The following is a 19,947-nucleotide window of genomic DNA, read 5'->3' on the forward strand; positions in this document are numbered from 1 at the left end:
AATCCCATATACTATAAGGAAATTGTAGACCGAATTTCCATGTTATCTGAAAATTCCCCTGGAAGATGGGGGAAAATGAACGTATGTCAAATGCTAAAGCACTGTGATCTAGTTCTTCAGGTAGCTTTGAGAAAAGTAGAACTTCCCCGTATCAACATCGTGTATAAGACAATAGGGATATTCACTAAAGCAGAAATGTATGTCTTCAATAATGGAATTCCCAGAAACATGCCTACTTTTCAAAAACTAATCGTTAATTTTGAGTGTGATTTTGATGCATCAAAAACCAATCTGCTGAAAACGCTGGAAGAATTCCGGGAAGCTTGTGAAAAAAGCAACCTGCCGGATGATCACAGATTATTCGGTAAAATGACTGAAAAAGACTGGACATTTTTAGAATACAAACATCTTGATCACCATCTAAAACAATTTAATGTATGAGTTTTTTTGATAAAATATTCGGTGGAAAAAACGAAACCCCTGACCAAAAAACATTCTGGAAAAAGATAGAGTCTGAAGAAGATCTTACAAAAGCTATAGAAGACTCTTTTCAGAATAGAATTGCTATATTTAAACATTCAACAAGCTGTTTTATCAGCAGAACTGTACTGAAGAACTTTGAAAAAGAAGTTGAAAATTCAGACCAGCCGGTCAATGTATATTATCTTGACCTATTGGCCCACAGATCTGTTTCCAATAAAATAGCGGCAGATTTTGAGATCAGACATGAAAGTCCTCAGCTGATTGTAATAGAGAACGGAAAGCCTCTAAACAATGCTTCACACCAGGATATTTCTTTAAGCCAGATTGTATCATGAAGAATATAAATGATTATTTAGCCAAAGTTTTAAATGTTCCCCTTCAAAATGTGAACACTTGTAGCCTGCACTATGAAGTAAAGAAAATTCCTAAAAATCAGTTTCTTCTTCAGTACGGTGAGATATGCCGGCATATATTCTTTGTAGAAAAAGGATTATTGAAGATGTATTCCATTGATAAAAACGGAAAAGAGCATATTATACAGTTTGCTCCTGAAAGCTGGCTGATTTCTGACCGAAGCAGTCTTTATTTTAATGAAAAATCCATTTATTATATAGAAGCGGTTGAAGATTCAGAAATTCTGTTTCTGCACCCTGATTTCTTTAATAAATTAGTGGAACAGTTTCCGAACAGTATTGAAAGAAGTGATTTCCTTCTTCAGAAACATATCAGAAGCCTTCAAAACAGGATTAACTCTTTGCTTGGTGAGACTGCAGAAGAAAGATATATGAAATTCATTAAAATGTATCCGGATTTACTTTTGAGAGTTCCTCAATGGATGATTGCATCTTATCTTGGAATTACTCCTGAGAGTTTGAGCCGTGTAAGAAAAGAACTGGCAAGAAAAAATTTCGTTCCGGATAATAAATAAAAAAGGCTGGAAGATGAGAGAGGGAAGCCTGATGTTCTGTAAACACAAAAGAACTTGATCGTTATTATTTAAACATCCTTATTAATAAGAATTGACATCATCTATTCTTAAAACTATAATAACTTCCATCTTCCTGCCTCTATCTTCCTTACTTTAAATAAATCTTTTTTGCAAGATTTCCAATCTGTCTGAGTTTTGCCTGGGTATCTTCCGACCAGGGAAGTCCTATGCAGAGTCTCATACAGTTTTCAAACTGCTCCTGCAGGGTAAACATTCTTCCGGGAGCAATGCTTATGTTTTGTTTAATGGCCAGATCATATAACTCTGTTGTCCGTATCTTCTTGTCAAATTCTACCCATAAAGACAATCCTCCCTGTGGACGGCTGGTTTTGGTACCTTCCGGAAAAGACTCCGCAATGGTCTGAACATAGTTCTGATAATTGTTTTGCAAGGTTCTGCGGAGCTGCTGGAGATGTTTTTCATATTTTCCGGATTTCAGAAAATTGGCTACAGCTTCATTGACAATTGAAATAGAGGAAGTGGAATGCAGGAGCTTAAGCTTCATGATTTTATCTTTATACTTTCCTGGAGCAATCCAGCCTACACGATATCCCGGAGCCAAAGTTTTGGAAATAGAACTGCAATACAGCACACTCCCGTCTTTATCAAAAGATTTACAGCATTTCGGACGGGTAGAACCGAAATAAAGATCTCCATAGACGTCATCCTCAATCAACGGAATGTTGTTTTCTGAAAGTATTTTTACGATTTCTTTTTTATTTTCATCAGGCATACAGCTTCCCAAAGGCGAATTGAAGTTGGGAATGAGGAGGCAGATATCTATTTTTGGAATTACTTTTTTTAAAGCCTCAATTTCTATTCCGGTAGTAGGATGGGTAGGAAGTTCCAGTACTTTTAGACCCAATCCGTTTGCCAGCTGCAGAATTCCAGGGTAGCAAGGACTTTCAATAGCAATGGTATCGCCGGGTTTGCCTAATGCCATTAAGCAGAAAGACAAAGCATTCATTCCGCCATTGGTAGTGATAAGATCGTTTTCATTCAGATTTCCACCCCATTGCAAAGAACGTATGGCAATCATTCTTCTCAACTTCAGATTTCCCTGGAGCTCTTCATATTCTGTACCTCCTTCTTTTAATTCCCTGATAGCATTTACGATTTCTTTTTTCAGTTTTGCCTGAGGCAGGAGATCTCCTGACGGAATACCAATAGAGAAAAAAGTAAGGCCCTTTTTTCCCATATTTTCATATACCTTACTGATGAGTTCATCCGGTTCATCATTATTGGCAATCAATGACGGACGGCTCACTTCCGGTAAAGGAAGTTTTGTGGATAATAACTGGCTCACAAAATAACCAGACTGCGGCTTGGATTCTACCAAAGACTGGGATTCCAGTTCCAGGAAAACGCGTTTGGCTGTGTTCATACTTACCTGATGTTCATGACATAGCATTCTTACCGAAGGAAGCTTGTCTCCGGCCTTTAAAATACCATTCCTGATCTGTTCTGCAATTCCGTCTGCAATTTCTGTATATAAAAATTCTTTGTTCATATTTCAAACTGTGCTCATGCAAATATACAAAACTGATACTGTGTTTATCAATTTATCCTTTCTAATTTTGAACCATCAATTAAAAGTTTCGATAAAATGATAACAAAACAAATATCAAAAGATGAAAATATAAGTGGATGGATCAATGGCTTTATAGGGGTAGTATTATTTAGCGGAGGTTTGCCTGCTACCAAATTGGCTGTAATGGAAATGAGTCCAACCTTTGTGACGATAGTGCGTGCAGCAGTGGCAGGGATATTAGCTCTTATAGTATTATGGCTGGGTAAAGAAAAGCGCCCTGTTAAGGAACAGTTAACTCCTTTGCTCTTGGTTTCTCTTGGTTGCGTGGTAGGGTTTCCACTTTTATCAGCATTAGCTCTTCAATACCTTACTTCGGCCCATTCTATTGTGTTTTTGGGAATGCTTCCTTTGGCAACAGCCGTATTCGGAGTAATGCGTGGTGGTGAAAGACCTCATCCTGTATTTTGGTTTTTTTCGATTGTAGGAAGTCTTTTAGTGATTGGCTATGCTGTTTCACAAGGGATATCTGCTTCACCCATTGGCGATATCCTGATGCTGCTTGCTGTTATTTTATGTGGTATGGGTTATGCTGAAGGTGCCAAACTATCAAAAACACTGGGCGGCTGGCAGGTGATTTCCTGGGCATTGGTATTGGCGCTTCCTATTATGATTCCTTTATTTTTTATTTATTTTCCTGATGATATTCAGAATGTCAGTTTTCAGGGTTGGTTTGGAATGGCTTATATTTCTATTTTCAGTATGTTTATTGGTTTTATATTCTGGTATAAAGGATTGGCACAGGGTGGTATTGCTACTGTGGGCCAGTTGCAGCTGCTTCAACCTTTCTTTGGGTTGGCATTAGCTTCCTGGCTTCTTCATGAGCAGGTAAGTATAGGAATGCTGTGTGTTACAGTAGGGGTAATCTTATGTGTTGCCGGAACCAAAAAATTTGCGAAATAATTAAAATCAGAACGCATATAAATCTTTTTGTTACTGCCTTAGAAAGCCTCATTTCACAGAGAAATGAGGCTTTTAGCTTTCATAATCAAAAGGTTGTAATAAATTTTTGTCTTTTTTAATTACGAAATAGTAAGTATAAAATGGATTTGTTATTAAATGTAGATTGATAAGAATAAAAGGAATGATAATTAATAAAAAAATTAACATTATTTAACCTTTTTGTTGATTATTAAGGTTCAGTTTTTGCATTATGATGTACAAATTCCATAATATTTTTACTAAGAATAAGAAGAAAACAATTTCAAAAACAGCTATTATGGTAATCGACGAAAATATTTTGATTTCAGCGGGAGCAGAAACGAAACGCTATGCACCTTCAGAAACTATATTCTTTGAAGGGGATATTCCTAACTATTATTATCAGATTATTAAAGGAGAAATAAAACTTAATAATTATAATGAGGAAGGAAAAGAGTTTATTCAAAATATCTTATCAGATGGGGAAAGTTGCGGAGAATCTATACTCTTCATAGATAAACCTTATCCTATGAATGCTGAAGCCATCACAGAATGCAGTGTTTTAAGGCTTCATAAATCTCTTTTTTTAAACTTATTGAATCAATCTCCGGAATTGTATATGGAGGTAAACAGCTTTCTTTCAGAACGTCTTTATTATAAATTCATTATGATGCAGAGTCTATCATCTCAAAATCCTTCTATACGGCTTAAGGGATTGATGGACTATCTTAAGAGTTCTCAAAAAGACCTGACTCCTTATTCTTTTTTAATCCCATTGACAAGGCAGCAGATGGCGAGTCTTACAGGTCTTTGTGTAGAAACTGCTATAAGGACTATTAAACATATGGAGAGAAATAAAATTGTGAGAATTGAAAATCGCAAGATTTTATATTAGAATCAGTTTCGGGTATACAATTGTAATTTTTCCTTTAAAATCTACTGAAGTATGAAAACAATAAGCTGCATGAATATTGATGAAAATCTTCTGTACTCTTTTGGTGCAGAAGAAAGGGATTATAAAAAACGGGAATCAGTTTTTAGAGAAGAAGATCGTGCACTTTATTATTTTCAGATCAGTGAAGGAAAAGTAAAACTAAATAATTATAATGAAAACGGAAAAGAATTCATTCATAATATTTTAGGTAAGAAACAAAGCTTTGGAGAAGCCATGCTTTTCCTTGATCAGGACTATCCAATCAATGCCATATGTCTTGAAGATTCCCGTATTATAAGACTTCCCAAAAATAATTTCTTTGAAATGATCAGTAAAAATCCTGATCTTTCTCTGGAAATGAATGCCTGTCTTTCACAGGAAATTTTTTATAAATTAAAAATGATGCAGAGCCTGGCATCACAAAACCCCATGCAGAGACTGAAAGGCTTACTTGATTATCTTAAAAGCTACCATGATGAAGACTGCCATCAGTGTTTCCACATTGCATTTACAAGGCAGCAGATTGCCAATCTTGTAGGACTGCGTGTAGAAACGGTGATCAGAGTTTTAAAGAAAATGGAAAAGGAGGGTATGCTTACCTTAAAAGACCGCAAAATTTTATATTAATATAGTTTTTCATGACTCAGATCATAAAAAAGTGAGTTATTCTTTATGTACATTTGATATAACAATTTTCAAGAGCATTCTTAAATCTTAGTAAAAGGAAAGTCAAAAAGCATTTGCTTTTTTTATTAATCATTTTGAAATTACCAACACCCAATTGTTGCCGTCTAATACTAGTCACGGGCGGTAATCCATATTACTAAATATTAATAATAAAAATTAAGTTATGAATACTAGAAATTCAAGAGATAGCAGTTCAAGAGGAGATTTAATTCAAGATCAGTAAAGAATAGTAACAGTAATAGTTCGGGCCGTAGTTCCGATTCCGGCAGTTCCAAAAGAGGTTTTGCAGCGATGAGCAAGGCAGACCGTACAGGAATTGCCAGAATGGGCGAACAGGCATCCCACGGAGGCGGAAGATCTTTCAGGTCTTTCCGGATTCGGTGGCAGACGTAATTCATAATTCTTTTTCCAGGATTGCCTCTTTGGCCATATATAAAGAGGTAATCCATTTCAAAATAAAACACCATTCACACCATGCCAAACAAAATATTAGAAACCAATAGCGCCGTTTCTGCCACCAAAAGAGGAGCAGCAGAGAAGTCAATCATCAACAAGGATGAAATGAAAAATTCACCGCTTCACAAGTTCTTTGTGAGCGCCCTTAAAGATATTTATTATGCGGAAAATGCCATTCTGGAAGCATTGGAAAAAATGCAGGAGGCTGCTACAACAGAAGAACTGAAAGATGCCTTTGAAGACCATCATCTTCAGACCCAAAAACACGTTAAACGTCTTGAAAAAGTATTCCGGCTCATTGACGAAAAGCCTGAAAAGAAAGAATGTAAGGCTATCAAAGGAATTATTGAAGAAGGAGAAGAAGTGATCAAATCAACGGAAGACGGTTCTGCGACTAGAGATGCCGCATTGATTATTGCTGCACAAAAGGTAGAACATTACGAAATTGCTACTTATGGCGGGCTGGCTCAGCTAGCCATTACTATGGGACAAGATAAGGCAGCCGATCTTCTTAAAAAAACACTTCAGGAAGAAGAAGATACTGATTCTCATCTTACTGATATTGCAGAAACAGCCATCAATTTTGATGCAGAACAGGAGGATTAAAATATACAATAAACCTTGTTGCTTATTCTGCACGGTTTTTTTTAATCATGAAATCAAAATATATGGACTGTCAGAAAATAATAAAAACACTGAGGCATAAAGATTTTATAAAAGTAGACCACACGGGAAAATGTTTCGAGGGTGGAGCAGCAATCTATGCTAAAGAGATCAGAGAGAATATCTTCCTTTTATTTATCATTCTGAAAGATATTGATATTGAAAATATACAGGCATTAATTGCCCATTTCGACTGCTTCAACAGTATTGGATTAAAAGAACCGGAAAAGATCATGTTTTATTTATCCATAAAAGATAAAAACGACCTCCATTATTTTGAACAATATCTGAAAGCTTCTAATAACTAATACCATTTTTTGAATATGACATTTGAAAACGACACTTTACAACATTCCGGGTTGAATGATAAAAATAATGCAATTGAGAATGAGTCTTTATTTCCTCCCATTATCAATTCTTACGGGGTGACCGCTTTTCTGATTAAGTCTTTGGAAAAAATTAAAAATAATGCTACATGTGAAGTTCTTAAAGGAGTAATAGATACTTATATGGAAGAATATATCCTTAATATCCGTGAGTTTCATACCAAAAATACAAATGAGACAGCCGATATGGATAGCGAAATAAGATTTGAATCTCCTGCTTTCACTTTGTATGCTAAAACGGCTTATTATAAAGTTCTGAAGGAAGAAGAATATATCAACAGGCTTCTTGAAATCCTCGAAAATAGAAAAGATTAATTCCGCAGCACCTCCTTTATTGGACTGCTTTTGAAATATACCAACCACAAAAAAGTTTATAAATATGAAAACCAACGAACATAATAAAAAAGCAGAACAGCTGGACCTACACAGTACTTCCAATGAAAATGAAAAGCTGACTACCAATCAGGGCTTAAAGATCAATAACAATCAGGATTCTTTAAAAGCAGGAGAACGTGGACCTTCATTATTGGAAGATTTTATTCTGAGAGAAAAAATTACTCATTTTGACCATGAAAGGATTCCTGAAAGAGTAGTTCATGCTCGGGGGTCCGGAGCGCACGGCGTTTTTAAGCTTACTAAAAGTCTTGCAGGTTACACCAAAGCAAAATTTTTAACTGAACTGGGAAAAGAAACTCCTCTTTTTGTAAGGTTTTCAACCGTTGCAGGGAGTAAAGGAAGTACAGATCTGGCCAGAGATGCCCGTGGATTTGCTATAAAATTTTATACTGAGGAAGGGAATTATGACCTTGTAGCGAATAATATACCTGTATTTTTTATTCAGGATGCCATTAAATTTCCGGATCTTATACACGCTGTAAAACCGGAACCGGATAATGAAATCCCACAGGCGGCTTCCGCTCATGATACCTTTTGGGATTTTATCTCACTCATGCCCGAAAGTATGCACATGATCATGTGGGTAATGAGCGACAGGGCTATACCGAGAAGCCTGAGGATGATGGAAGGTTTTGGAGTACATTCTTTCAAATTCATCAATGAAGAGGGAAAAGTACATTTCGTGAAATTCCATTTTAAACCCAAATTGGGCGTACATTCCGTAGCCTGGAATGAAGCCCAGATTCTTTCAGGAGTAGATCCTGATTTTCACAAAAGAGACCTGTGGGAAGCCATCGAAAATGGTGATTATCCTGAATGGGATTTCGGAGTACAGCTGATTCCTGAAGAAGATGAACACAAATTTGATTTTGACCTTCTTGATCCCACAAAATTGGTCCCTGAAGAAGAAGTTCCTGTAGAAATCGTAGGGACTTTAACACTTAACAGAAATCCGGATAATTTCTTTGCAGAAACCGAACAGGTTGCTTTTCACCCGGGACATATTATCCCCGGAATTGATTTCACGAACGATCCATTACTGCAGGGAAGATTATTTTCATATACTGATACACAGCTGTCAAGGCTGGGTTCTCCCAATTTCCACGAAATACCAATCAACAGATCCATCAATACTGTTCATAACAACCAAAGGGACGGTCATATGAGACAGCAGATCGTTAAAGGAAAAAGCAGTTATGAGCCCAATTCTATCGGAGGAGGATGTCCTTTTCAGGCTATGATGTCTGAGGGAGGATTTATATCCCAGCAGGAGAGGATTTCTGGAGAGAAAATCAGAGAAAGGAGTAAAAGTTTTGTGGATCATTATTCACAGGCTAAACTGTTCTACAACAGCCAGTCGACACCAGAGAAAATGCACCTTCAGAATGCATTGATTTTTGAATTGTCAAAAGTAACTATTCCGGAGATCAGAGAAAGAATGGTAGGACAATTGGCTTATATTGACATGTCTCTGGCCCGTAAAGTTGCAGAGAAATTAGGCGTTGAAGTTAAAAAACTGGAATGGCCTAATCAGAGTTTACCGGCAGACAGCAATATTGTAGAGCTCCAGAGTGAAGAAAGAGAGCCTGATACCAAGGTGTCTAGTGCCTTAAGCATGAAGGATACCGTTAAAAATACTATTAAAAGCAGAAAAATAGGATTTATTTTGGCTAACGGTGCTGATGGAGGAGCTGTCAATGATCTTAAAACCAAACTTGAAACTGAAGGTGCCAAAGTTGAACTGATTGCACCAAGTGTTGCTCCTGTACGATTGAAAGATGGTTCTGAGCTTATCCCTAAACATTCTCTTACAAGTACTGCGAGTGTCTGTTTTGATGCTCTTGTTATCTGTCCGGGAGAAGATTCTGTAAAAGAACTTATAATTGCTGAAAATAAACATTTGGTACTGCATTTCATCAATGAAGCATATAAACATTGCAAGGCAATTTATTTTGGTACAGATACACAGGCTCTTTATCAGAATTCCAATGTATCAGCCAAACAGTATGATGATCCCGGAATCATTACATGGGAAGACGGAAAACCGGCAGATAAATTCATTAATGCTATTGCCAAACACAGAGTCTGGGATCTTGAAATAGAGAGAAACACTTAATCATAACATCCTTCACACCAATTAAATATTTAAGTTAAGCTGCTGTACTAATCATTCAGCAGCTTTTTAAACCTCTTTTTCATTTTCTCAAATTAATTTAAATCTCATTCAAAATATTAATATTATGAATTTTCAACAAAACCTCCTGGAATATATAAGCCAGTCCCTGATGTCTATAGATGAGACCATTTCAATTGCTGAAAGTGTCACTTCAGGATGTCTGCAGCTGGCTTTTTCACAGATGCCGAATGCCTCAATGTTCTATAAGGGAGGCATGACAGCCTATTCTTTACCGGAGAAAGTAAGATTATTAAAAGTCAATCAACAGGAAGCTGAAGAATGTGACTGTGTCTCAGAAAATATTGTACAAACCATGGCATTAAACGTTGCCACGCTTTACGAATCAGACTGGTCTATTGCTACAACCGGCTACTGCACACCCATCCGGAATTCCGGTTATAAAATTTTTGCGTATTTCTCATTCTCCTATAAAGGGGAAATTATTCTAACTAAAAAACTTGAACTGCATCCCAAAACACAAGCTCTGAATGCCCAGCTGTATTATACGGAATTCATTTTAGGGTGTTTTAAAAGTGAACTTAACAGGCTTTTAATCCTGAAATAATAATCTATTGTAAACGAAAGAAAACTGGAAATTCAGAAAATGATAACCCAAGAATAAAAGAATCATAAAATGGGAAAATTAGAAAGCAAATGTGTTTTGATTACCGGAGCAGACAGCGGAATTGGCAAGGCAGTAGCACTTCTTTTTGCATTGGAAGGAGCGGATATTGCGATTATTTATCATTCAAGCGATAATGATGCTGAAAAAACAAAAGAAGAAATTGAAACTCTGAATAAAAAATGCATCATTTTTCAAGGAGATATCAATGATTACGAATTTTGTGAAAAGACCGTGAAAAACGTTATTTCAGTATTCGGAAAAATTGATATCCTTATCAATAATGCGGGTGTTCAGTTTCCTGCGGAAAGCATTGAACAACTTGAAGAAAAAAATATCAGGCAGACCTTTAATTCTAATATCGTAGGGATGATTTTATTAACAAAAGTAGTGTTTCCTTATTTAAAAGAAGGCAGCTCTGTCATCAATACGACCTCAGTGTCTGCCTATCAGGGACATCCTGAACTACTTGATTATTCAGCAACAAAAGGAGCTATTGTTTCCTTTACCCGTTCACTTGCATTACAGGCAAAACCAAAAGGAATCCGGGTCAATGCCGTTGCTCCCGGGCCTGTTGCGACTCCTCTTACTGAAGAAACATTTGACGAAAAAGAAGAAAATCCTAACAAACCTCCTCTGGAGAGAAATGCTACTCCGGAAGAAATAGCCTTCAGCTTTCTGTTTTTGGCAAGTACTGAAGCCGCACAGTTTACAGGACAGGTACTTCATCCCAATGGAGGATTGATTGTAAACGGTTAAAAAGGAATCCATCAAATATTTAAAATATGAAAACAACAGCATTTATTTTAGAAGTACTCGGTGGAACAGTGCAGAATTGAGCTGGGATTGTCCATGTCACGGATCCAGATTTAATGTCAATGGAAAAATACTTACCGGACCAACAACAAAGAATCTACAGAAAGTATTTCCTTATCAAAAGCGCGATTCATAAACTTTAAATCTTAACCTTTAAACCCAGAAATATGTCACGTTTCACTTTCTTTTATCGCAACAGCTTAAGTATTGTTCTGATTACTCTGATGATCATCTTTCTCACGGGACAATTTTTTGCAGGCTGGAAGACCGAGAACAAAGAACTTGTTGAAAGCGGACAGTCTGCACTAAAAATCAGTGAATACATCCATAGTGGTCATTTTATACAGGCTACGTTTGAAAATTGGGAAAGCGAATTTCTTCAGATGTTGCTTTATATTTTGCTAACGGTCTCTCTCAGACAAAAAGGCTCTAGTGAGTCAAAATCTATGACAGGCAAAGAAGATGTTGACCGAGAACCTGTAGCACACCCTAAAGCACCATGGCCTGTCAAAAAAGGAGGGATATGGCTGAGAATCTATAAACACTCATTGTCACTAGCTTTTGCATTCCTGTTTCTGGTGAGTTTTATTTTACATTTCTATGGGAGCCTTAAGGATTTTAATAATGGACAGATGATGAAAAGTAAACCTGTCATAACGGCAATACAGTATATTTCAGAATCAAGGTTTTGGTTTGAATCCTTCCAGAACTGGCAGAGTGAATTTCTGGCTGTAGCTTTTCTGGTTCTTTTGTCTGTATGGCTTCGTGAAAAGGGTTCTCCTGAATCAAAACCTGTGGATATGCCTCACGATGAAACACCTTGATTTTTATTTAGTTTGGGCTTTACCTGCATGATTGCAAAATAGGATGATGTGAATGCGGAGAGACTTTGATAACCTACTTTATAAGCAACCTCACTCAAGGTGTACTGTCTGGTATCTATCAGTTCAATACTTTTTAAAATTCTTGTAAGCTGCAGGTATTTTTGTAAGGTAATTCCTGTTTCATTTTTAAAAATTCTCTGGAGATTTCTCACAGACATTTGTGCTTTTTCGGCCAGAGCATCGATGTCCAGATTATATTTAAAATTGGTATTGATATCATTGCATACGGGAATCAGTCTGGTATCCGTAGGAACGGGGATTTCCAGGCCGCTGCTTTCCTTACAGAAATTAGGAAGACTTTTTAAAATAGCTTTGAAAAATAGATCCTGCTCTTCATCTTCGTACAGAGATTTATTCCATTTTGAGGCATACAGAAGCATTTCCTTTAGTACAGGAGGAACGGCAAACACCTGAACATTCTGATAAAATTCATCATCAAAAACAGATTTGAACAGAAATACCATCAGATTTACCGTTTGAGCCTCAGAAGTTATCTTGTGAGCTTTTTCTGAAGGAATCCAGATGACATGATGCTGTGGAACAAGATAAATTTTCTGGTCGATGTGAAAATACTGGTAGCCCTCTTCTACAAACGTAACCTGGGCACGGTTGTGTGTGTGCTCATAATCATCATGTTTCCAGTTTTTTTCACACCATACATAAGCTTCTTTTTCGATAGAATCTACAAACTGGCTTTCCGTTTTTTCAATCAGTCCACATTTCATATTGTCGTTTTGTATGTATATTTTGGCAAATTTAATAAAAACGCCATTAGTAATTTTGTACTGTCAATGTAATACCTACATTATTAATACAAATTACAACCTATATCTTATTCAGAATGAAAAAACTATGTCTTTTTTTTATTTTAATTTTATTATCTAATACCACGATTATGGCACAAAATAAAGCTAAAATATTGGTTCTTATCCATTCAGACAATGGTGGAACTTACGAACTGGCCAAAGAGATTGCCAAAGGCATTGAAAGTGAAAATAATGCAGTTCCTTATATTAAATTAGTCAGAGCATCACAAAATCCCAGCTTGAAAAGTCTGCCTGTGGCAACTGTAGATGAACTGACCAGTTATGATGGAATAGCCTTTGGCTCACCTGTTTATTTCGGGAATATCAGTACCGGAATGAGCGAGTTTTTATCCAAAACCGTTCAACTGTGGACCAATCACGCTTTAGAAGGAGTTCCAGCCACGGTTTTCATGTCAGCAGGAAGTGGAGCAGGAAAGGAGCTTGCCCTTCAGGCGTTCTGGAACAGTCTTGCTGTACACGGAATGGTACTGGTATCTAACGGAATTCGTGGAACAGAAGAGCTGAATAAGGCTATTCCACAGGGAAATACAGTTTTAGGAGTAACAAGTATGGCTTCTTTAAAAGACGTTGAGAGACCTACCAAAGGAGAACGGAATATTGCTGAGCTTCAAGGAAAAAACTTTGCAAAAATAGCATTGGCACTGAAAGATACCCGTCCGAAAAAAAGTGCATCTATTGTTGAAAGTCGTCAGAACTTTAATGAAATACTGAAACAAAAAAATATTATGCTTCCACAAGTTCCTAAACCTGCAGGAAATTACCAGCCGTTTGTCCGTTCCGGGAATCTGGTATTTATTAATCAGGTTGCTTTGAAGGATGGAAAAATCCTCAATCCCGGAAAATTGGGTGTTGAACTGAATGAACAACAGGTAAAAGACGCTACAAAAGTTACCATGCTGAATGTTATTTCCGTATTGAAAGAAGCTGTGGGAGGAGATTTGAGCAGAGTAAAGCAATGTGTTCAGCTTACAGGAATTTTCAATACAAAAGACGATTATACAAAACATGCAGATTTGATGAATGTTGCTTCTGATCTGGCCGTTGAAGTTTTCGGAGACAAAGGAAAACATGCCAGAGCTACTTTTGGTGCATCCTCTATTCCGGTTAATTCCTCCGTTGAAATTCAGGCGGTTTTTGAAGTTGAATAGATTTCAATAATAAAATCTGTGGTTACTGATTTAGCCACAGATTTTTTCATATCTATACTGTGTAAATCGTTTCAAAAAGAATTAGAAAAATTTAGCAAAAACTTCTGAAATAATAGGAATACTTTGTTCCAGCTGTTCTTCAGAAAGAGCTCCATAGCTCAACCTGAAACCATTTACATGATTCTGGCCATATTGTTTCGGATGAATGATCTTAATATTTTTTCCCAATAACTGAGCGGTCACAATATCCCAATCTAGCTGTACTTTAGGAACAATCCAAAAGGCAAGCCCGCCTTCGGGCAGTGTGAAATCTGCAACATCTTTCATATGTTTTTTCAGCAATTCAAAAACGAAATCTCTTTTGTTTTTATAATGAACAGTTGCTTTTCTGATATGCTTTTTTACAGCCCCTTCTTTTATCAGCTGGAGAACGGCCTGCTCCATAATGACATCTCCGTGCACATCAATAATCTTTCTCAAATTACCAATTTTCATCAGTAGTTCCTGATTTGGCGTGGCCAGGTAACCAATTCTCAAAGCTGGTGCAACAACCTTACTTAATGTTCCGATATACACATAATTTTGAAGCTCCGGAAAGCTTGAAATCGGCAGGATAGGGCGATAGCCGAAATGGAACTCATTATCGTAATCATCTTCAATGATGGTGATATTGTATTGGTTTGATAATTCTATTAATCTTAATCTTCTTGATAAACTCAGAGTAACAGTAGTAGGATATTGTCTGTGAGGAGTAATGTATATTGCTTTTATATTTTCATACGTTGCCAAGTGCTTTTCAATGACTTCTATACTGATTCCTTCTTTGTCCACAGGCGCAGGTAAAAGCTGTGCTCCTGCATATTCAAAAGCTCGCCATGCAGGCTGATATCCCGGCTCTTCTACAATAACCCTGTCACCGGAAGTAAAAAGAGTCTGGGCGGTTAAAAACATTCCCATCTGGCTGCCTCGTGTTATAGAAGTCTCATGTTCATGAATGTGCATTCCACGCTGATGGTTGAGCATCTGGGAAATCATTTTGCGGAATTCTCTATCACCATGTTCATCTCCATAGCCCATCATCTGCCACTTTGCCTTGATGCTGAAAATCTGCCTGTAGGCTCTTGCAAGCTCTGTTACAGGGGCAATCTTGCTGTCCGGATGACCATCATCGAAATTGATTAAAATTCCACCAGTCACTCCCTGTTGATCCTGAGAACTATGGATGATCTCAGGATTTCTTTCATGCAAAAGAGGCAGTCTTTCCGATACAAAAATACCTTTCCTTTCTCTCGAAATCACCCATTCTTCATTGATTAATACCTGATAGGCTTCCACTACGGTATTCCTGTTGATTTTTAGGGTTTGAGCAAGATTCCGGCTGCCAGGAAGTGCATCTCCGGGTTTCAATCTTCCTGAACGGATATCGCTGATGATTGTATCTGCAATCTGTAGATAAACGGCTTTATCAAGCTTTTTATCAATTTCTAATTCTAATTTCCAAGGGCGCAGCATCTGGACTATCTATTTATATAAAAACTGAATCATTTGAATAGTCCAAATATAAAATAATTTTGTCATGCAATAAAGCACAAAACCATAATAATTTAAAAATCATGGATAAGAAACAATTCAGTTCTAAAGATTTCCACGAAACTTTTGCAAGACCAAAGTATGTAAAACCAAGCCATTTAATTCATAAAAATGTAGAAAATGCAGGTGAACACAATCAGTTTTCAACAGAAAGGAAACATCCGGTTTTCTTTGTAGATCTTCCGAGTAAGAATGTAAGTATGACGATTGGCGGACTAACTCCCGGGCAGCAAACCAACAGGCACCGCCATACTTATGAAACAGTATTATTTGTAATAGAAGGAAAAGGCTGGACCGAAGTAGAAGATGAAAGGGTACATTGGGAAGCAGGAGATGCCGTATATATTCCTTCATGGGCATGGCACAAACATCAGAATCTAAGCGACACAGAGTCTGCCAAATATATTGCCTGTGAAAATGCTCCTCAATTGCAGAACCTAGGCGTTGCATTGAGAGAAGAGGAAGGCAGAGATCTTTAATAATGAATATGTAAACTATTAAGATACTGTCATTGTTAAACTGTATTGATACAGGTATGATTCCTTTTTCAAAGCGAAGCTCAATTAAATATTCTTAACAACTTAAGTCTTCTTAATGGTTTAAAATTATTTAAAATTTTTAAATCAGCAAAACATGAAAAATGTTCCATTTAAAGGGATTATTGCCTATCCCATAACACCTTTTGATGAAAATGAAAAAGTAAATATTCCTCTTTTTAAACATTTGGTAGAAAGACTGGTCGCTTCCGGAAGCCATGGAATCGCACCATTGGGGAGTACAGGTGTAATGCCTTACTTATCTGATGAAGAAAAAGAAGAAGTGACGGAAGCTACTTTACAGCAGGTAAAAGGAAGAATTCCGACTCTTGTAGGAGTTTCAAATCTTACCACGGAAAAAACGATTCACCATGCTCAGTTTGCAGAAAAAGCAGGCGCTGATGCGGTTATGATTATTCCGATGAGTTACTGGAAACTTACAGATGATGAGATCGTAACTCATTATGATGCGGTTGCCCGGAAAATTTCCATTCCAATTATGGCCTATAACAATCCGGCAACGAGTGGAGTAGACATGTCACCTGCCTTGTTAAAAAGACTTCTTGAAATTCCTAATGTAACCATGATCAAGGAAAGTACGGGAGATGTTCAGAGGATGCACTCTTTGAGAAGAGAATTGGGAGAAGAAGTGGCATTCTATAACGGCTCTAATCCTTTGGCACTGGCCGCCTTTTCTGCAGGAGCAAGAGGCTGGTGTACCGCTGCTCCGAATCTTATTCCGGAGCTTACTATCAGCCTTTATAATGCTATTGAGGAAGGAAATCTTGAAAAAGCAAAAACTATTTTCTATCAACAGTTTGACCTTTTAAAATTTATTGTCAATAAAGGGTTGCCAAGAGCTGTAAAATCAGGTCTTACAATTCTGGGTGAAGACGGCGGAAATTTGAGAAGTCCTTTAAAACCTCTTCAGAAAAAAGAAACTGAAGAATTAAAAAATATTATTAAAGCCCTTGTTAATTAATACAATCTTATGAAAAAATCCATTTTTTATCATGCAGGATGTCCTGTATGTATCAGTGCAGAACATGATATTACTAACCTTATAGGTTTGGAAAATGTTGAAATTATCCACTTAGGAAATGACAGAAACAAAATTGAAGATGCTGAAAAGGCAGGGGTAAAATCTGTGCCAGCTTTAGTAACTCCTAATGGGAACGTACTTCATATTAATTTTGGAGCGTCTATGGAAGATGTGAAAAATTAGCATTATTAATCTTATAAACGGCTCAATTTCTTGAGCCGTTTATTTTTGTTAGAAAACATAAGGAACAGGATGATTTTTATTGCTTATTTTGAATTTTCTAAATCGTTGCATTTCCTTCTACACCGTCAGAATTGTTGGTTTTATGACCTGTAATAGCTGACGCTACAAAACTGAAAAGACTGACCAGTTTTCCTGCTTTGGTATCCCAGTAATAGGTTTCTTTAGGTTCTACACGGATAATGGTAACATTGGGATCATCTTTTCCGTCAAACCATGCTTTAGCTAATGGAGACCATTTATCTTCTATAGTAGCTTTATCTTTATAAACTGATGCTTCTCCGTATATAGAAAGATATTGGGAATCACCGTTATTCATAAAAAACAACTGTACCCTGCGGTCTTCTTTTATTTCAAAATTCTTATTACTTGTATTATTGCTGATAAACCAGAGATTTCCGCTATCGTCCGTTTCCTGTAACGTCATAGGTCTTGAATTAACAGGAACGGTTTCTAATTCTGTACAGAACATACATATTCTTGCATTTTCTGACAGTTCTTTGATTTTTTTAATTGCCTCAAGGTGGCTGAGATTCTGTGTTGACATAATATAATATTTAAGTGGTTGGGTAGGTTAAACAATTCAAATACCTGACCAAAAGGCAATAAAATGTGGTATCTGGAACGGATTTCTTTCAAAAACTTATAAGCGTTCCTGATCAGCGAGAGAATTTGAATACTAAAATAGTTTCTTTTTCTGCCAGTAAGTTTTTATGTACATTTGATGGATGCAGATTTCGCCGCCTAAACATTTGGCTCCTTTTATCAGGCATTATATCTTTTTGGAAAATTCTGAAAGAGATATAAGAAATTTACGGCTGTTTACTGATGGCAGTTCCGGGCTTATTTTATCCGGAGATATAAATCTGTATTCCGGTATTTCAGAAGATCGGATGCCGCTTTCTTTTTTCTATGGAACTCTAAATGGTTATAAAGATTTTTTTTCAAAAGGAAAATTTTCCTTGATTGCCATTGTATTTCAACCCTATTTTTTAAATATCCTTTTAAAAACTTCTGCCAAAGAAATTAGAAATCAGATTGTCTCTGCAGAAGATGTTTTAAAGGATAAACTGGAAGTATTTCAGGAAAAACTTTTTAAGAAAACGAATCCCTTGACCGTTATCAATGATCTGAATATTTTTTTTACTGAATTTTTATCCGAAACAATTAGCATGGATCATAATGTCATAGCGGCCACACAGCAATATATTCTTCAAAATAAAGGCGTTGTATCATCTAAAGACTTAGAAAAATTTACAGGATATTCTGAACGCCATCTGGAAAGGAAATTTGAATTTCATATGGGAATATCTCCTAAAAAATATGGCAATATTACCCGTCTCCATTACTTTTTAAGCCTTCTCAATAAAAGTATTGATGATAAAAGTATGACGATGCTTTCTTATGAAGCAGGTTACTCTGACCAGTCTCATCTTATCAGGGAATTTAAAAACAGTATTGGGCTTACTCCCAAGCAGTATTTGAAGACAGAAAATAAAATGGCTGTCAATTTCATTGAGTTATAAAACAATCATGTCGGTTTTATACAATTTTTGATAAGCGGAGTCATCTAGTTTTGCTTAAAAAAATCAATGAATATTAAAATTTCAACCGCACAATTTGAAAACAAAAGTGGTGATAAGGGTTATAATCTGTCAGTCATAGAAAAACTGGCCAGCCAGGCCGCTGCTCAGGGATCTCATGTCATTGCTTTTCATGAATGTTCCATTACAGGTTATACTTTTGCACGAAAACTTTCTAAAGAACAGCTTCTTGACATTGCAGAACACATTCCGGAAGGGGATAGTATTCAAAAACTGCAGGAGATTGCGGCTCAGAATGACATCACCATATTAGCCGGATTGTTTGAAAAAGATGAGTATGATAATCTTTTTAAAGCTTATGTATGTGTTGATAAAACCGGACTGAAGGCTAAGTACAGAAAGTTACATCCTTTTATCAATCCTCATCTTACACCCGGTAATGAGTATTGTGTATTTGATATCATGGGCTGGAAGTGCGGCATTCTCATCTGCTATGATAACAATATCATTGAAAACGTAAGAGCTACCAGACTTCTTGGTGCAGAGATTATTTTTATGCCCCATGTTACAATGTGTACTCCTTCCACAAGGCCGGGAGCCGGATTTGTAGATCCTCAGCTTTGGGAAAACAGGGTAGCAGATCCTACGTCTTTACGTCTTGAATTTGAAGGAATGAAAGGCAGAGACTGGCTGATGAAATGGCTTCCGTCAAGAGCTTATGATAACGGAGCTTATATTGTTTTTTCAAACCCTGTTGGGATGGATGATGACCAGTTGAAAAACGGATGTTCCATGATTATAGATCCTTTCGGAGATGTTATTGCAGAATGCCGTTCGTGGGAAGACAGTTTTGAATCTGTGGTTATTACTTCTGAAAAACTTAGTCAGGCAGGAGGATATAGGTATATTAAAGCCCGAAGACCTGAGTTATATAGGGATATCATAGGGCAGGAGCATTCATCTGAGCAAAAAGTTGTATGGCTGAACGATAAGACAGTTTAAAAATTAAAACCCTCCCGC

The 19,947-nt window shown here is 36.8% G+C and carries 24 protein-coding genes; 20 read left to right on the top strand and 4 right to left on the bottom strand.

Annotated elements, in window-relative coordinates:
• The first annotated feature begins 75 nt into the window (after positions 1 to 75).
• The 3 genes from KIK00_RS04035 to KIK00_RS04045 are packed head-to-tail and all read left to right on the top strand — an operon-like array spanning position 76 to position 1,411.
• Positions 76 to 441 (top strand): DUF1569 domain-containing protein, encoded by a 366-nt coding sequence (locus tag KIK00_RS04035; RefSeq protein ID WP_255816651.1) that lies wholly within the window; start codon positions 76 to 78, stop codon positions 439 to 441.
• Positions 438 to 818: a bacillithiol system redox-active protein YtxJ gene (gene ytxJ / locus KIK00_RS04040; RefSeq protein WP_255815274.1), complete on the top strand. Its 381-nt coding sequence runs from the start codon at positions 438 to 440 to the stop codon at positions 816 to 818. The genes KIK00_RS04035 and ytxJ overlap by 4 nt, the downstream gene beginning before the upstream one ends.
• Positions 815 to 1,411: a Crp/Fnr family transcriptional regulator gene (locus KIK00_RS04045; protein WP_047374905.1), complete on the top strand. Its 597-nt coding sequence runs from the start codon at positions 815 to 817 to the stop codon at positions 1,409 to 1,411. The genes ytxJ and KIK00_RS04045 overlap by 4 nt, the downstream gene beginning before the upstream one ends.
• Before the next feature lie 148 nt (positions 1,412 to 1,559).
• Here the strand turns inward: KIK00_RS04045 and KIK00_RS04050 are convergent, their stop codons facing one another.
• Entirely contained in the window at positions 1,560 to 2,981 is a 1,422-nt protein-coding gene (locus tag KIK00_RS04050) for a PLP-dependent aminotransferase family protein (protein ID WP_255815275.1), read from the bottom strand.
• A gap of 96 nt (positions 2,982 to 3,077) precedes the next feature.
• Between KIK00_RS04050 and KIK00_RS04055 the strand changes: the two genes are divergently transcribed.
• The 11 genes from KIK00_RS04055 (at position 3,078) to KIK00_RS04100 (ending at position 11,940) form a co-directional block, all read left to right on the top strand.
• A complete protein-coding gene (locus tag KIK00_RS04055) occupies positions 3,078 to 3,962 on the top strand; it encodes a DMT family transporter (RefSeq protein ID WP_255815276.1) in 885 nt (294 codons plus the stop codon).
• A gap of 316 nt (positions 3,963 to 4,278) precedes the next feature.
• Complete coding sequence (locus KIK00_RS04060; protein WP_255815277.1) at positions 4,279 to 4,875, top strand: Crp/Fnr family transcriptional regulator; 597 nt, start codon at positions 4,279 to 4,281, stop codon at positions 4,873 to 4,875.
• Positions 4,876 to 4,926: 51 nt separating this feature from the next.
• Positions 4,927 to 5,541: a Crp/Fnr family transcriptional regulator gene (locus KIK00_RS04065; RefSeq protein ID WP_255815278.1), complete on the top strand. Its 615-nt coding sequence runs from the start codon at positions 4,927 to 4,929 to the stop codon at positions 5,539 to 5,541.
• A 534-nt stretch (positions 5,542 to 6,075) separates the two neighbouring features.
• Positions 6,076 to 6,663 carry a ferritin-like domain-containing protein gene (locus tag KIK00_RS04070; RefSeq protein WP_255815279.1) on the top strand — a complete coding sequence of 196 codons (588 nt, stop codon included), beginning with the start codon at positions 6,076 to 6,078 and terminating at the stop codon, positions 6,661 to 6,663.
• Positions 6,664 to 6,725: 62 nt separating this feature from the next.
• The gene (locus KIK00_RS04075) at positions 6,726 to 7,028 is read left to right on the top strand and encodes a hypothetical protein (RefSeq protein ID WP_255815280.1); all 303 of its coding nucleotides are present in this window, start codon (positions 6,726 to 6,728) and stop codon (positions 7,026 to 7,028) included.
• Positions 7,029 to 7,043: 15 nt separating this feature from the next.
• Positions 7,044 to 7,421, top strand: a complete 378-nt coding sequence (locus tag KIK00_RS04080; protein ID WP_255815281.1) for a hypothetical protein — start codon at positions 7,044 to 7,046, stop codon at positions 7,419 to 7,421.
• Positions 7,422 to 7,485: 64 nt separating this feature from the next.
• Complete coding sequence (locus KIK00_RS04085; protein WP_255815282.1) at positions 7,486 to 9,618, top strand: catalase; 2,133 nt, start codon at positions 7,486 to 7,488, stop codon at positions 9,616 to 9,618.
• A gap of 124 nt (positions 9,619 to 9,742) precedes the next feature.
• Complete coding sequence (locus KIK00_RS04090; RefSeq protein ID WP_255815283.1) at positions 9,743 to 10,243, top strand: CinA family protein; 501 nt, start codon at positions 9,743 to 9,745, stop codon at positions 10,241 to 10,243.
• A gap of 69 nt (positions 10,244 to 10,312) precedes the next feature.
• A complete protein-coding gene (locus tag KIK00_RS04095; RefSeq protein ID WP_255815284.1) occupies positions 10,313 to 11,059 on the top strand; it encodes an SDR family oxidoreductase in 747 nt (248 codons plus the stop codon).
• 76 nt (positions 11,060 to 11,135) lie between these two features.
• Positions 11,136 to 11,252: a ubiquinol-cytochrome c reductase iron-sulfur subunit gene (locus KIK00_RS22885; RefSeq protein ID WP_370647734.1), complete on the top strand. Its 117-nt coding sequence runs from the start codon at positions 11,136 to 11,138 to the stop codon at positions 11,250 to 11,252.
• A gap of 31 nt (positions 11,253 to 11,283) precedes the next feature.
• Positions 11,284 to 11,940, top strand: coding sequence for a DUF6766 family protein (locus KIK00_RS04100; protein WP_255815285.1), 657 nt, complete (start codon positions 11,284 to 11,286; stop codon positions 11,938 to 11,940).
• Here KIK00_RS04100 and KIK00_RS04105 read toward each other — a convergent pair.
• Entirely contained in the window at positions 11,922 to 12,725 is an 804-nt protein-coding gene (locus KIK00_RS04105) for an AraC family transcriptional regulator (protein WP_255815286.1), read from the bottom strand. The genes KIK00_RS04100 and KIK00_RS04105 overlap by 19 nt on opposite strands.
• A 116-nt stretch (positions 12,726 to 12,841) precedes the next feature.
• Between KIK00_RS04105 and KIK00_RS04110 the strand changes: the two genes are divergently transcribed.
• On the top strand, positions 12,842 to 13,975 hold the full coding sequence (locus KIK00_RS04110) for an Atu1372/SO_1960 family protein (RefSeq protein ID WP_255815287.1): 1,134 nt from the start codon (positions 12,842 to 12,844) through the stop codon (positions 13,973 to 13,975).
• An 81-nt stretch (positions 13,976 to 14,056) separates the two neighbouring features.
• Here KIK00_RS04110 and KIK00_RS04115 read toward each other — a convergent pair whose 3' ends face one another.
• Positions 14,057 to 15,487 carry a PLP-dependent aminotransferase family protein gene (locus KIK00_RS04115; protein ID WP_255815288.1) on the bottom strand — a complete coding sequence of 477 codons (1,431 nt, stop codon included), beginning with the start codon at positions 15,485 to 15,487 and terminating at the stop codon, positions 14,057 to 14,059.
• A gap of 101 nt (positions 15,488 to 15,588) precedes the next feature.
• Here KIK00_RS04115 and KIK00_RS04120 point away from each other — a divergent pair, with 101 nt between their 5' ends.
• From KIK00_RS04120 to KIK00_RS04130, 3 genes are all read left to right on the top strand, one after another.
• Complete coding sequence (locus KIK00_RS04120) at positions 15,589 to 16,044, top strand: cupin domain-containing protein (protein WP_255815289.1); 456 nt, start codon at positions 15,589 to 15,591, stop codon at positions 16,042 to 16,044.
• Positions 16,045 to 16,198: 154 nt separating this feature from the next.
• Positions 16,199 to 17,083 (top strand): dihydrodipicolinate synthase family protein, encoded by an 885-nt coding sequence (locus tag KIK00_RS04125; protein WP_255815290.1) that lies wholly within the window; start codon positions 16,199 to 16,201, stop codon positions 17,081 to 17,083.
• A gap of 9 nt (positions 17,084 to 17,092) precedes the next feature.
• Entirely contained in the window at positions 17,093 to 17,326 is a 234-nt protein-coding gene (locus tag KIK00_RS04130; protein ID WP_255815291.1) for a conjugal transfer protein TraF, read from the top strand.
• 97 nt (positions 17,327 to 17,423) lie between these two features.
• Here KIK00_RS04130 and KIK00_RS04135 read toward each other — a convergent pair whose 3' ends face one another.
• Positions 17,424 to 17,930 carry a pyridoxamine 5'-phosphate oxidase family protein gene (locus tag KIK00_RS04135; RefSeq protein ID WP_255815292.1) on the bottom strand — a complete coding sequence of 169 codons (507 nt, stop codon included), beginning with the start codon at positions 17,928 to 17,930 and terminating at the stop codon, positions 17,424 to 17,426.
• Between the two features lie 181 nt (positions 17,931 to 18,111).
• Here KIK00_RS04135 and KIK00_RS04140 point away from each other — a divergent pair, with 181 nt between their 5' ends.
• Positions 18,112 to 18,909, top strand: coding sequence for an AraC family transcriptional regulator (locus tag KIK00_RS04140; RefSeq protein WP_255815293.1), 798 nt, complete (start codon positions 18,112 to 18,114; stop codon positions 18,907 to 18,909).
• 66 nt (positions 18,910 to 18,975) lie between these two features.
• Positions 18,976 to 19,929 carry a nitrilase family protein gene (locus tag KIK00_RS04145; RefSeq protein WP_255815294.1) on the top strand — a complete coding sequence of 318 codons (954 nt, stop codon included), beginning with the start codon at positions 18,976 to 18,978 and terminating at the stop codon, positions 19,927 to 19,929.
• Positions 19,930 to 19,947: the final 18 nt, after the last annotated feature.

Origin of the sequence: Chryseobacterium sp. MA9, from assembly GCF_024399315.1 — a bacterium.
In the GTDB taxonomy this organism is placed as follows: Bacteria; Bacteroidota; Bacteroidia; order Flavobacteriales; family Weeksellaceae; genus Chryseobacterium.